Below are 13,001 nucleotides of genomic sequence, written 5' to 3' on the forward strand. Positions count from 1 at the left end.
GCTTTTCTTTGCCGCTGCAAAGAAAAGTAGGTGCCGCCCCGCACAGGGGCAACACTAATAAACCGACATGAAAACAAGGAAAGGCCAAAACCTTAAATCCAAACCCAAAAAACAACATCCAAACAAATTCTCATGTATCACTTAACATAAATAGTAATTTTCTTTGAATACACAGGTGGATCATGCGGAATATGATGAGCATCACCCATCAGCAACTGCAACGTATGCTTACCAGGCGCCAACTGAATCATAGTTTCGGTTTCCCCCGCACCGAAATGCAGATGATTCCGATCCGAAGGAATAGGCTGATCCATAGGCGGCAAATCAGTATCGATCAGCAAATGATGATGCCCGGTGTTCTTGAACTCGACATCCTTGGGCGCGACGCCCATATATCTCAACCCGAACCAGACACGAAACGGCTTACCCGCCGGCATAACCTGCCCATTATTGGGCCACCCGATATAAACGATCGCCCGGGGATCCGCCGGCGTAGTGCCCGCATGCGCGACACCCCCCACGAGCAACGCGGGACTTCCCACAAAAGCCAGCACAAACACCACAACAAACACCCAAACCCGGTTCATGGCATGCACTCCCGCTACTGACTGATAACAGCCGCGAAGCAATACCTCGCTACTTGACCGTAATCGTGATCTTCTTCGAATAAACCGGCGGATCATGCGGCACGTGGTTGTAGTCGCCCATCAGCAACTGCAGCGTATGCTTGCCCGGCGGCAGCTCGATACGAGCCTCCGTTTCACCCGCACCGAAATGAAGATGATTGCGATCGGACGGAATCGGCTGGTCGAGCGGCGGAAGATCGGTGTCGATGAGCAGATGATGATGGCCCGTGTTCGCCCGGTTCACGCCCTTCGGGCAGACCCCCATGTTGCGCAGCCCCATGCGCACCCAGAACTTGCCGTTGGGAATCGTCGCGCCGTCCGGCGGCCAGATGATGTAGACCTCGGCCCCAGGTGGCGACGGCGTGCGCTCGGCCCACGCGAGTCGCGGCATCAGGACGGCCGCTGCCAGGGCCAGCAAGGTTTCTCTTCTTCGCATCTCGATGCTCCTTCTTCGGCAGTCGGCGCGAGGCGTTGCAGTTCGGTGCGTGTTGTACAGCTTAGGTCGAATTCTCCACGATGCACATAAATCGAAGCGTGCCCGCCTCGTTCGTCTCATGTGCGTCATTCGCCTCATGCATCGCCGGAACGCGTGCTATTTTGTAGTTGTGTGCGAACAATGCTTGCGCCTGTGGCCGGCAGCGTCTATAACGCCCGCATCGTGCCAGCACGGCCGGGCAGCTCGCCCCCGGCATTGAAAATCGATGGCTGCTGGGCGGCGCCTCTGGGTGTCGCCCGCCAGGGAGAACAAACATGTGGCGGCTATTGTTGCCTGTGTGCCTGCTGGCCTCGCTCAGCCCAACCTCGGCGATCCCCTCGCCCCTGCCCCCGGTGCAAGCCGCTTCGGCTCCCGCAAGCGCGCCGCTGCCCAAGGATCTGCATCCGCATTTCAAGGGCACACGCGCCGCCACCGCGCACGAGATGCGTCTGGCCCAGCGTCATGATGGCTTTGTCATCCTGCGCGTCGGCCTGATGCCGAAAGACACCTCGGAAGAGTACGAAATCACATTCTGGAATTCGATCAAGGACAGCCAATACCCAAGCGATTACGAGGCCTACCTGAAGGCCTATCCAAACGGGCGCTTCGCACCCCTCGCCCAGGCTCGCCTTGCACGCCTGCGCGCCGCTGCACCGAAACCGGCCAGCGCGCCCGCAGCGCCCGCAGCGTCAGTGGCACACGCAGCGAGCAGCGCGGCGCCCGCCGCTCCGGCCCCGGTCCCTGCCCCTGCGCCTGCCCCGCAAGCGAAGACGCCGCCTCCTCCAGCCGCGCCGACGGCCGCTCAGACCAGGGCCGCGCCTGCTGTAGCAACGCCCGCTCAACCGGCCGTTCCCGCGAAGGTCAACATCGCCACGACCAAGCCGGGGCCGCACGATATTCAGGACTGCCCCACTTGCCCGCTCCTGATTGCGGTGACGCCCGGCAACTTCATGATGGGCAACGACACCGACGATCCATCCGAAAAGCCCGTGCATCGCGTGACGATCGGCCATAGCTACGCACTGTCGAAGTATGCGGTGACCGTGGCGCAGTGGAACGCCTGCGCCAATGCGGGTGCGTGCCCACGCTTGTCGAGCGAGAGCAACTCCGCACCGAACGCACCCGTGCGCGATCTGAGCTGGGACGACGCGCAGCAATACGTGAAGTGGCTCTCGAAGGTCAGCGGCAAGCCCTACCGCCTGCCCACCGAGGCGGAATGGGAATATGCCGCGCGCGGCGGCAGCGCCACGCGCTACTGGTGGGGCAACGAGATGCGCAAGGGGACGGCGAATTGCAAGGATTGCGGCCCGCCGTGGCGCGTCGAGGCACCCGACGACGTTGGCTCGTTTCCGGCCAATCCCTATGGCTTCTACGACATGGCCGGCGGAGTTTGGGAATGGGTCAGCGACTGCTGGCACAACTCCTACAAGAACGCCCCCGACGACGGGCGCACCTGGGACGAGCCCAACTGCCAGACGCGGGTCATCCGTGGCGGCTCATGGCGCGACGGCGCGGGCTATATGCTGAGCGCCACGCGCTTCAAGTACGACAGCAGCGTGCGCTACAACGCCAATGGCTTTCGCGTGGCGCGGGATATGCAATAGCGCGGCTCGCGTTGCGGATGTCGTTAAAGATGCGCTGGTGGCGGTGGCCGTCAGGCCGCGCCCGCGTGCACGCCATGGTCGCGAGCTCTGAAATGGTATTCGCGCTGGATGCAGCGGAACAAAACCGCTTGACTTCCTTCCCATTTAAGCGTACGTTGCGAACCTGAAGTCTTCAAGAAGCGCGACTGCTGCTCATCATTCACCGCGAAGCGCGGTACTCGTTGTCCTCTCCCTCCTTGATCCTTTTTCCTGTGCCCCATCCGGAGCACGGCTTATCTACATTCATACCAAGGAAAATTCCATGGACACCGGCACCGTAAAGTGGTTTAACGACAGCAAGGGTTTTGGCTTTATCACGCCTGATGCGGGCGGCGACGACCTGTTCGCGCATTTCTCTGAAATTCGTGGCGACGGCTTCAAGACCCTGGCAGAAGGCCAGAAGGTCAGCTACGAAACCAAGCGCGGCCCCAAGGGCCTGCAGGCTTCCAACATCACCCCGCTGTAAATCTGCTAGCGCCCGCCGCCATGGCTGGCGCCAGCGCTGCCCCTCATGTAACGGGCTCCGTCTGTCCATTTCGAGGCAGACGGCAAAATCGCCGGCTTTCCGGCGATGACCGTTTATACCCTCGCTCGACACGACCTCCCACAAGGTGAGGCTCGCGCCAGCGTCTTTTTCAAAGGCAATAGTGCAAAATTCTGTCGCCAGGCCCTACCGCGGATACGCGGTCAGGCCCTCGGCTCACCGTCTTCCCGACGGTTACTTTTCTTCGAACGTCACCCTCAGTCGCGCCAGCACTCCCCAAGACCTTGCGTGTTACGACTTCTATTCGCTCGGTTATTTCCCAAACGAAACAGCAGCGTTGAGCTTTTCGGTCCGGTGGGGACGGATGTGGATCGATAGCAGAGGCTAGTATCGTACGCGCCGCCGGATCAACGACGGATCGGTCCGTGCCCCGACTGCTCTAGCGCGCTTGCCCGGCTGTAGCCGCGTGGATCGTCAGACGACCCGCAGGCCAGTCATCCGGCATCCTAACCAAAACGCGCATGCAGCCACTGTTGTGCCCAGCCTTTCGCATAGGCAATCGCGTCTTCACGCAGGTCGAATCCTGCGAGATCGCCACTCACGTGAACATCGTACTCGCTCCCATCGGAGCGGTTGGCGCTGATGCGCGCGTGCGCCATAAATTCACCGTCTGCCCGGCGCGGTGTCGGGTCAATCCGGAATCGTGTTGAATCGGAACGCATGTTGCTTCATCCAGTACGTGCGGCATCCATTTGCCGCTGATTGCTTCTCCAGCAGTTTCAGACTGCACCTCCATTGAGCAGGGCGATAATCTGCCCCGCCTCGAAGTCCGATTCGCAGCTCGGCATACCGCTTCCACGCAGCAACGCACGAACGGATACGAACATCAGGAACGCTTCAGCGTCGACCTCTTGGCGACCCTCATCTATCAGACCCTCCAGCTCCGCGTTGGCACCTGAAGGAAGAAATTCGTCGACAAGTTCACGCCCGTCGACTCTGATTCGCCTCAACAGGTCATATCTGTCCATGCCATACCTCCATGGATGCCGTCAGCCACTGGTCCAAGAGGTTTCGTCAGTCTGGATGTGGCAGTGGATCCAATAATCAGGACTTCATATCAAGCACCGTTTGACCCGGCAAGCATGTGTCGATCAAATGCTCGGCGTAAGCAACCGAAGCACGACGCGCATCGCCCGCACTCCTGAACGGCCTGGCGACTGCGATCCCGAATACACGGCTGCGCGGATCCTGCACCGCCTCACCCTCCTGGATGCGAACGGATGCATCAAATCCTTCGTCGTAGTTGTGCCCGAAGCCGGGCTCGGTCGGGCGGTGTGGGTAAACCAGTGGATAGATTTCCAGTCCACGGTAGAGACGGAAAGCGACAGTCATGGGATGACCTCCTGGCGCCGCATGCTTCGCGGCAGTTACGGGACAGTGATGTGATAGGGACGTGCGCGAGCTCACCGGGACCGCACCGCACGGTCGGCACCGTCAGTTGTCCTGCGCGGGAGGGGGGAGCAGCTCGATCCTTGTAGAGAAGACTGCAGGAGAGGCGCTGGGATCGGCCGCAGGTTGACTGATGCTGTTGATGCTACGCCCAATCCGCCATTTGTACAGTGAAAGTTTCGAGCCAGATTCGCTGCTCGATCCGCGCCCGGTAGTCCCGACCAGAGCGCCGCGAGTTCAGTCGTGCGAGGCAACGCCCGCGCCCTGTCAGCGGCGGCGGAACGCGGCTCTGTGCGTCGTGCCGGAACTACGCTCGTCCTTGTGACGAAAATTGATGCGTCCTTTTGTGAGATCGTAGACCGACAGTTCAAGCGTGACGCGGTCTCCCGCCAAGATGCGGATGCGATTCTTCCGGATGCGTCCGGAAGCATACGCACCCACGACCACACCGTTGTCCAGCGTGACGCGGAAACGGCTGTCGGGCAGCACTTCTTCAACAATGCCATCGAGTTCGAGCAAGTCTTCCTTCGCCAATCCATTCTCCTCGGCAGTTTGGGGGCGTAGCGCCGCTACTGCGACCCTACGCAAAAGATGTACACGCGCACGACTGCGTTTGCTTGTGCAAGCCCGATGATGACGGCCTTACTGGGCGCGCGTGCTGCGATTCAACACGAACCTGCACGCGTGCCGGCAGGCACCATGCGGATATACGGCGGGTAAATTGCGGAGATCTGGCACAGGCAGCCAGGTCGAACCGACCGCGATAGTGAACACACGGACGGCGGTGAGGGGAATCTGCGGCGCGCGTACGGCGCGTACGGAAAGAATGTCTTGTCTGGAACTAGCCAGACCTCCAATTATGCACCCATTTCATCGCATTTGCCAGCGGATGCCGTTGTATCCGCTCCCGAGGGGCCAGATGCATCCCAATCCACGGGTAAGCGGACTGCCACGCCCCCCCGCTCTTTTTCCTTTCCGAATGTGATATCGACAGATTTTTTCATCGGCATGGAATTATCAAGGAATGTTTAAGATACGAAGACTGCATGAATCTTCCATATCGCATCCGTTCTCGCAAGCCTCGTTGCGAAGGCATCGCACCCGGCACCCATCTGGATTTCAGCTAGACATCGAAAATGCCGGCCGCGAGGAAGCCGCCCTCGCGGCCTGGCACCCGCGCGCGGCGCATGCCAGGCCCGTAGCCTGAGATGCTGTCCAGCCCATACCGCGAAGCGCTTTTCGTCACACCAATAGCCGCCGAAGCTGCCGGGCCACCGCCAATCGTGGCCACAAATTCGAAACAAGTGTAATCAACTGTTAGCGGCAAACGCGCAGGCCCGTTTTAACGCCGGTGAGCCTTCGGCACTTTGGTACGATCGCGCCTTTCGTCCACTGCACAGCCAACGTGAACCGCCCGTCCGTACCGCATTTTCGTGAGCTTTGCGCTCGGTGGCTCGCACGTTTGCGCACTGTTACGGCGATGGCCGGCGCAAAGGCCCGCGGCATGATCGGCGCTGCGTGGCACGGGCTTCGACATCCGACGCGTCGCGGTCTCATGCTCGCCATGGCTGCGGTGCCGGCGCTATTGCTCGCCTATGTGCTTGCGCTCATCCCGTTCACGCCGCGCGTGAGCGACATCCGCAAGGCCCGTGTTGACCGCCCCGCGCTGGTCGTCTCCGCCGACGGCAAACTGCTCGCCGAGTTCAAGCCCGTCAATCGCGAGTGGGTGCCGCTCAATCAGATTTCGCCCTATGTGGTGCAGGCGTTGATCGCCACCGAGGACCACCGGTTCTACGAGCATCACGGCATCGACCCCGAGCGTCTCGCGTCGGCGGCATTCCACACGTTTTCCGGCACGCGGCAAGGCGGCTCCACCATCACGCAGCAGCTCGCGCGCAATCTGTACCCCGACGAGGTAGGCCGCGCGCCCACGCTGACGCGCAAGCTCAAGGAGGCCATCACCGCGCTGAAGATCGAGTACGTCTACAGCAAGGGCGAAATCCTCGAGACCTACCTCAATACCGTGCCGTTCCTGTACAACGCGTACGGTGTCGAGATGGCCGCGCGCACGTACTTCGGCAAGCCCGCTGCGCAGCTTGACATTCTCGAAAGCGCAACGCTCGTGGGCATGCTCAAGGCCAATAGCGCCTACAACCCGGTGCTCAATCCGGCGCGGGCGCTGGAGCGTCGCAATACGGTGCTCGCGCAGATGGTGAAGTTCGGCAAACTCAAACCGGACGAGTATGCCTCGCTCAAAGGCCAACCCACCCACGTCGATTTCGAGCCGCAATCGGAGGCGGTGGGAGCCGCTCCTCATTTCGCGGCGCAATTGCGCAGATGGCTGATCACCTGGGCGGACCGCAACGGCTACAACATCTATTCAGACGGTCTCGTCGTGCGCACGACCATCGATTCGCGGCTTCAGGCGATGGCGACCCAGGCCGTTGCGTGGCAAACCAATCAGTTGCAATGGATAGCCAAGGACGCATGGAACGAGAGAACGGGCTGCTGGCCCGGCAACGACCTGTTCCAGTCATTCATCAGGCAGACCGCCGAGTACCGCGCGGCGCGCGATGCGGGCCTCACGGATCCGGCAGCCGTGAAAAAACTGGCGATGGACGGCTCGTTCGTCGATGCCCTGTGCCGCAGCAAGACGCAAATCCAGGCGGGCTTCATTGCACTCGACCCGCGCAACGGGGACATCAAGGCATGGGTCGGCAGCCGCGATTTCCACGACGAGCCGTTCGATCACGTGCAGCAGGCACGGCGTCAGCCCGGCTCGACCTTCAAGGCCTTTGTCTACGGCGCCGCCTTCGCAGATGGCGCGCAACCCAGCGATACGATCGTCGATCGCAACGTGACCATTGCGCTCAAGGGCAACGCGGTGTGGCGGCCGACCGACGCCGAGCCGCCTACCGGCCGGCCGATGACGCTGCGCGACGCGCTCGCCTATTCGCGCAACCGCGTGACGGCCCAGCTCATGCAGCGCGAAGGCCCCGCCAAGGTCGCCGATCTGGCGCGCAAGATGGGCGTGCGCGAAAGCCCGCTCGATGCGGTGCCGTCGCTCGCGCTGGGCACGAGCCCGGTCACGCTCAAGGAGATGGTCTCGGCGTATTGCACGATCGCGAACCACGGTGCCTATGTCGAACCGCGCATGGTGACGCGCATCGAGGATCGCGACGGCAACGTGCTCGCCGACTTTCCGGCTGCTCAACCGGAACGGGCGCTGCCGCCGGGCGCGGCGCTCAAGCTCATCGACGCGATGCGCGACGTGGTCACCCGGGGCACCGGCTCCGAGATCAGGACGCGCTTCGGGATTCGCGCCGATGTGGCCGGCAAGACAGGCACGACGCAGGACAACACCGATAGCTGGTTCATCCTGATGCATCCTCAACTGGTTGCGGGCGCATGGGTGGGTTTCGACGATGCCCGCGTCACGCTGCGCAACGACTACTGGGGTGAAGGCGCGCACAGCGCATTGCCGATGGTGGGCGCGTTCTATGACATGGCGCTGCGCGCGAGGGTTATCGATGCACATGCACAACTCGCGCCGAGGAGCAATCCGCCTGCTGCAAGCCATCCGCGAGCGCATCACCGGTTCCTGTTCTGGCGATTCTGATGCGCACGCACGGCGGGGCACATGGGTTCGACGCCTCGTCGCCCGCTGTCTCACGCCCCTCCCCCCGCTGATCCGAACGCTCCCCACTTCGTATTGATTAGACAACTTTCGGCAAACTTACGCCACGCGGACCGCCGCCATAGGCCCGTAGTTCCGTTTAAACGGTCTATGCGTAAACCCTGATATCTGCAAAGTTGTCTATACAATATGCTCCAACCATCGCGGCCATCCCCGGACCGCTTTAGCTTTCAATTTCTTTCAGTGGAGGAAGTCCGTGACTTCGCATCGCCAGGATACTCAACGGGTTACGGAGCTGTGCATCACCCCCGGAACGCTCACGCTCGCGCAACTTCGCAGCGTGCTTCAGAACCCCGTGCGGCTCACGCTCGACCCCAGCGCCAATGTGGCCATCGACCGCAGCGTGGCCTGCGTCGAACAGATCATCGCGGAAGACCGCACGGCCTACGGCATCAACACCGGCTTCGGTCTGCTCGCTTCAACGCGCATCGCGCGCGATGACCTTGAAAACCTGCAGCGCTCGCTCGTGCTCTCGCACGCCGCCGGTGTGGGCGAAGCGCTCGATGACGCGCTCGTGCGCCTCATCATGGTGCTCAAGATCAACAGCCTCGCGCGCGGCCTCTCGGGCATCCGCGGCAAGGTCATCAACGCGCTCATCACGCTCGTGAACGCCGAGGTGTATCCGCACATTCCGGTGAAGGGCTCCGTGGGCGCCTCGGGCGACCTCGCACCGCTCGCGCACATGTCGCTCGTGCTGCTGGGCGAAGGCAAGGCACGCCACGACGGCCGCTGGATGCCGGCGCGCGAAGCGCTCAAGATCGCCGGCCTCGAGCCGCTCAGCCTCGCCGCGAAGGAAGGCCTTGCGCTCCTGAACGGCACGCAGGCCTCGACCGCCTACGCGCTCAAGGGCCTCTTCCTCGCCGAAGACCTCTACGCTGCCGCCAGCGTGTGCGGCGCACTGACCGTGGAAGCCATGCTCGGCTCGCGCGCGCCGTTCGACTCGCGCATTCACGCCGCGCGCGGCCAGCGCGGCCAGATCGACGCCGCCGCCGTGTACCGCCATCTGCTCGGCGCATCGAGCCAGGTGGGCCAGTCGCACGAGAACTGCGAAAAGGTTCAGGACCCGTATTCGCTGCGCTGCCAGCCGCAGGTCATGGGCGCCTGCCTCACGCAGATCCGCAACGCCGCGGATGTGCTCGAAGTGGAGTCCAACGCGGTCTCGGACAACCCGCTCGTGTTCCCCGAAGAAGGCGACGTCATCTCGGGCGGCAACTTCCACGCCGAACCCGTTGCGATGGCCGCTGACAATCTCGCGCTGGCGATCGCGGAAATCGGCTCGCTCAGCGAACGCCGCATCTCGCTGATGATGGACAAGCACATGTCGCAGCTGCCCGCGTTCCTCGTGGCGAACGGCGGCGTGAACTCGGGCTTCATGATCGCGCAGGTGACGGCCGCGGCGCTCGCCTCGGACAACAAGGCGCTCGCCCACCCCCACAGCGTCGACAGCCTGCCCACCTCGGCGAACCAGGAAGACCACGTGTCGATGGCGCCCAACGCCGGCCGCCGCCTCTGGGAAATGGCCGACAACGTCAAGGGCGTGATCGCAATCGAATGGCTTGGCGCATGCCAGGGCCTGGACTTCCGCGAAGGCCTGAAGACCACCGACACGCTGGAAACCGCACGCCACATCCTGCGCGAAGTCGTGCCGTTCTATGAGAAGGACCGCTTCTTCGCACCGGACATCGAGGAAGCGAGCGCATTGATCGCCAAGCGCCATCTGAACGCGCTGCTGCCGGCTGCAACCCTGCCGAGCCTGTAATACCCGCAACACCTGCAATCTGCATCACCGGCCTCGAGCGTCGTTCAGCTACGCTGCGCGACGCTCGACGGCCACATGAAAGAGAAGACGAAACGTGCCGGTAGCGCGCAACGGGGCCACGAGCCACCGCTGCTGTCTGCCGGCACGTTCAAGGAAAGAGACATTGGAAGAAAATCTGCAGCGTAACCTCGGAGCCCGCCACATCCGGTTCCTCGCGATCGGCTCCGCCATCGGCACGGGCCTGTTCTACGGATCCGCATCCGCGATCCAGCTGGCCGGCCCGGCAGTCGTCCTCGCGTACATCCTGGGTGGCGCGGCAGTCTACATGGTCATGCGCGCATTGGGCGAGATGTCCGTGCGCAATCCGATTTCGGGCTCGTTCAGCCGCTACGCCGGCGACTACCTCGGCCCGCTCGCCGGCTTTCTCACCGGCTGGACCTATATCCTCGAGATGATCATCGTCGGCCTCGCGGACGTGACGGCCTTCGGCATTTACATGGCCTTCTGGTTTCCGCACGTGCCGCAATGGATCTGGGTGCTGGCCATCGTGCTGCTGATCTGCGCGCTCAATCTGTGCAACGTGAAGATCTTCGGCGAAATGGAATTCTGGCTCGCACTCGCGAAGATTCTCGCCATCGGCGCGATGATCATTGGCGGCGCCGCCATTATCGTGCTGGGCATCAGCATGAATGGCGAGCAGGTACACGGGCTCTCGAATCTCTGGACCCATGGCGGCTTTGCACCACACGGCGTGGGCGGCCTCATCGCCTCGCTCGCGGTGGTGATGTTCGCGTATGGCGGGGTCGAGATCATCGGCATCACGAGCGGCGAAGCGAAAAATCCCGAAGTGGTCCTGCCGCGCGCGATCAACGCGGTGCCCGTGCGTATCCTGCTGTTCTACGTGCTCACGATGGTCGTGCTGATGGCCGTGTTCCCGTGGAGCAAGATCGACGGCCAGGGCAGCCCGTTCGTGCAGATCTTCTCGGGACTCGGGATCAAGTCGGCGGCAACGATCCTGAACGTGGTCGTGATTTCGGCGGCGGTTTCCGCGATTAACAGCGACATCTTCGGCGCCTGCCGCATGATGTACGGGATGGCCGCGCAAGGCCAGGCGCCGCGCGTCTTCACGATCACGTCGCGCGCGGGTGCCCCCTGGGTGACGGTGCTCGTGATGGGCTTCGCGCTGCTCGGCGGCGTGCTGCTCAACTACCTGATTCCGGACCAGATCTTCCTGATCATCGCGTCGATCGCGACGTTCGCCACGGTCTGGGTCTGGCTCATGATCCTGCTTTCGCAGGTGGCCATGCGCTGGCGTCTGTCCAGCGACGAAGTGCGCGCGCTGAAGTTCAAGGTGCCGCTGTGGCCCGTCGGTCCCGCTGTCGCTATCGCGTTCATGTTGTGCGTGATCGGCGTGCTGGGCTACGAGAAAGATACGCGCATCGCCCTGTTTGTCGGCATCGGCTGGATCGCAGTGATGACCGTGGGGTGGTGGGTGTGCAGCAAGCTCAACGGCAACGCTGCTGTTGCTGAGGAAAAGCGCGAGATGGTGAAGCAGAGCTAACGCGTTATTGCGCACTGCACTGCAACGCGCCCCGTGTCCGGCATGGCTGGATACGGGGCGCGTTTTTTTTGTTGGATGCGACTGGAATGAAAAGGCCGGTGTGCGCTTCTACTCAGGTCGATCATCCCTGAATTGCGTGGGCGATTTGCCGGTCCATCGCTTGAATGCGCGGGCGAAATTGCTGGTGCTCGTGAATCCGAGCAGAAAAGCGATTTCGGTTACGGAGCTTGTTCGCTGCTGGATGTAATTGCAAGCCAGTTCCCGGCGCGTGTCGTCCATGATCTGCAGGAAATGGGTGCCGCGCTGCGCCAGGCGCACCTGCAAAGTCGCCGGGCTCACACATAACGCTTCGGCTACCTTCTCCCTGCTGCACTCGCCGGAGGGCAGCAATTCGATGATTTTCTGCGTGACGCCGGTCACCACGTCGCTCTTGTCCAGTCGCGCAAGATATTGATTGGCGATGTTGTCGTTGACTTGCGCCAATTCCGGGCAGGCTCCGCCGAGCGGCTGCATCAACTCATGCCTGTCGAAAGTCAGCGTCGTAGCCTGATTCGAAAAACTGACCGGTGCTCGCAGCAAGGCGCGGTACGGCTCGTCGCCCTCACGCGGCATTGCGCGACGGAATTCCACGGACAGCGGGTTGAGCCCCGGCTTGTACAACATGCGCATCGTTTGCACCAGGAAGCCGACGAATGCGTCTTCAGTTTCGCCGCAGACCTCGATCCTGAAATCGGTGGCGCGCAAGGCGATGGTGTCGCCTTCTTCAAAGACACGAACGGTCGCCGATTGCGACACCAGCCGGAAGTGCCGCTCCAGCCGGCGACAGAAGTCGAGCAGCGTGCTGCTGGCGGCGAGCGCGTAGCCGAGCGCATGCAAATTGGAAATATGGATGTGCCGGGCAACCGACAGGCCGAAATACGGATTGTTGGTGGCCTCCACGCAGGCACGGTATAGCCTGGCCAGAGTGGTGACAGGCAGCCGGACCATCGGGCCGTTCACCATATGGGGTGGCACGCCGACGGAGCGAAAAATGCGCTCGCTGTCCATTCCGCAGGCTTGCAGCGTCTTGGCGATTGCCGTGCAGTACCCCGCTATGGTCGTCGCTTCCTGCGTTGCGACGAGGAAGGGTTGGCGGTCGGATTTCAAGGCGCGGCGATGTTGGCAGACGGTAGTGCTGCCGATTCTACACCGTCGCTGAACGGGCCAATGCGCGCTAGCGGTCGCCTCCCTTCGTCCGTGCCGGGACGACAACCCTCCTTCCACCGTCACTGCTCACTGGCGCATTGCACGAATGATCACCGCGGATC

General features: G+C 62.2%; 12 protein-coding genes and 1 pseudogene. 6 read left to right on the top strand and 7 right to left on the bottom strand.

Annotation, left to right across the window (positions count from 1 at the left end; translation table 11 throughout):
- Positions 1-137: 137 nt before the first annotated feature.
- Positions 138-587: a DUF4399 domain-containing protein gene (locus EYW47_RS26830; protein ID WP_133197876.1), complete on the bottom strand. Its 450-nt coding sequence runs from the start codon at positions 585-587 to the stop codon at positions 138-140.
- A gap of 49 nt (positions 588-636) precedes the next feature.
- Positions 637-1,062: a DUF4399 domain-containing protein gene (locus EYW47_RS26835; protein ID WP_133197877.1), complete on the bottom strand. Its 426-nt coding sequence runs from the start codon at positions 1,060-1,062 to the stop codon at positions 637-639.
- 527 nt (positions 1,063-1,589) lie between these two features.
- Here EYW47_RS26835 and EYW47_RS26840 point away from each other — a divergent pair.
- The 3 genes and pseudogenes from EYW47_RS26840 to EYW47_RS42075 form a co-directional block, all read left to right on the top strand.
- Positions 1,590-2,705 (top strand): annotated as a pseudogene (locus tag EYW47_RS26840) (formylglycine-generating enzyme family protein); the annotation flags it as partial.
- 301 nt (positions 2,706-3,006) lie between these two features.
- On the top strand, positions 3,007-3,210 hold the full coding sequence (locus EYW47_RS26845) for a cold-shock protein (protein ID WP_133197879.1): 204 nt from the start codon (positions 3,007-3,009) through the stop codon (positions 3,208-3,210).
- A 181-nt stretch (positions 3,211-3,391) separates the two neighbouring features.
- Positions 3,392-3,616: a hypothetical protein gene (locus EYW47_RS42075; protein ID WP_133197880.1), complete on the top strand. Its 225-nt coding sequence runs from the start codon at positions 3,392-3,394 to the stop codon at positions 3,614-3,616.
- Between the two features lie 118 nt (positions 3,617-3,734).
- Here the strand turns inward: EYW47_RS42075 and EYW47_RS26855 are convergent, their stop codons facing one another.
- The 4 genes from EYW47_RS26855 to infA all read right to left on the bottom strand — a co-directional run bounded on the left by EYW47_RS26855 (position 3,735) and on the right by infA (position 5,211).
- Entirely contained in the window at positions 3,735-3,950 is a 216-nt protein-coding gene (locus tag EYW47_RS26855) for a hypothetical protein (protein WP_133197881.1), read from the bottom strand.
- Between the two features lie 57 nt (positions 3,951-4,007).
- The gene (locus tag EYW47_RS26860) at positions 4,008-4,256 is read right to left on the bottom strand and encodes a hypothetical protein (protein ID WP_133197882.1); all 249 of its coding nucleotides are present in this window, start codon (positions 4,254-4,256) and stop codon (positions 4,008-4,010) included.
- 76 nt (positions 4,257-4,332) lie between these two features.
- Positions 4,333-4,620: a hypothetical protein gene (locus EYW47_RS26865; protein WP_133197883.1), complete on the bottom strand. Its 288-nt coding sequence runs from the start codon at positions 4,618-4,620 to the stop codon at positions 4,333-4,335.
- A gap of 324 nt (positions 4,621-4,944) precedes the next feature.
- The gene (gene infA, locus EYW47_RS26870; protein WP_133197884.1) at positions 4,945-5,211 is read right to left on the bottom strand and encodes a translation initiation factor IF-1; all 267 of its coding nucleotides are present in this window, start codon (positions 5,209-5,211) and stop codon (positions 4,945-4,947) included.
- 946 nt (positions 5,212-6,157) lie between these two features.
- Here infA and EYW47_RS26875 point away from each other — a divergent pair.
- From EYW47_RS26875 to EYW47_RS26885, 3 genes are all read left to right on the top strand, one after another.
- The gene (locus tag EYW47_RS26875; protein WP_240763946.1) at positions 6,158-8,296 is read left to right on the top strand and encodes a penicillin-binding protein 1A; all 2,139 of its coding nucleotides are present in this window, start codon (positions 6,158-6,160) and stop codon (positions 8,294-8,296) included.
- 274 nt (positions 8,297-8,570) lie between these two features.
- Complete coding sequence (hutH, locus tag EYW47_RS26880) at positions 8,571-10,133, top strand: histidine ammonia-lyase (protein WP_240763940.1); 1,563 nt, start codon at positions 8,571-8,573, stop codon at positions 10,131-10,133.
- Positions 10,134-10,296: 163 nt separating this feature from the next.
- Positions 10,297-11,694, top strand: a complete 1,398-nt coding sequence (locus tag EYW47_RS26885) for an amino acid permease (RefSeq protein WP_133197886.1) — start codon at positions 10,297-10,299, stop codon at positions 11,692-11,694.
- Positions 11,695-11,802: 108 nt separating this feature from the next.
- Here the strand turns inward: EYW47_RS26885 and EYW47_RS26890 are convergent, their stop codons facing one another.
- Positions 11,803-12,840, bottom strand: a complete 1,038-nt coding sequence (locus EYW47_RS26890; protein WP_133197887.1) for an AraC family transcriptional regulator — start codon at positions 12,838-12,840, stop codon at positions 11,803-11,805.
- Positions 12,841-13,001 lie beyond the last annotated feature (161 nt).

It is taken from the genome of Paraburkholderia silviterrae (assembly GCF_004353915.1).
Taxonomy (GTDB): Bacteria; Pseudomonadota; Gammaproteobacteria; order Burkholderiales; family Burkholderiaceae; genus Paraburkholderia; species Paraburkholderia silviterrae.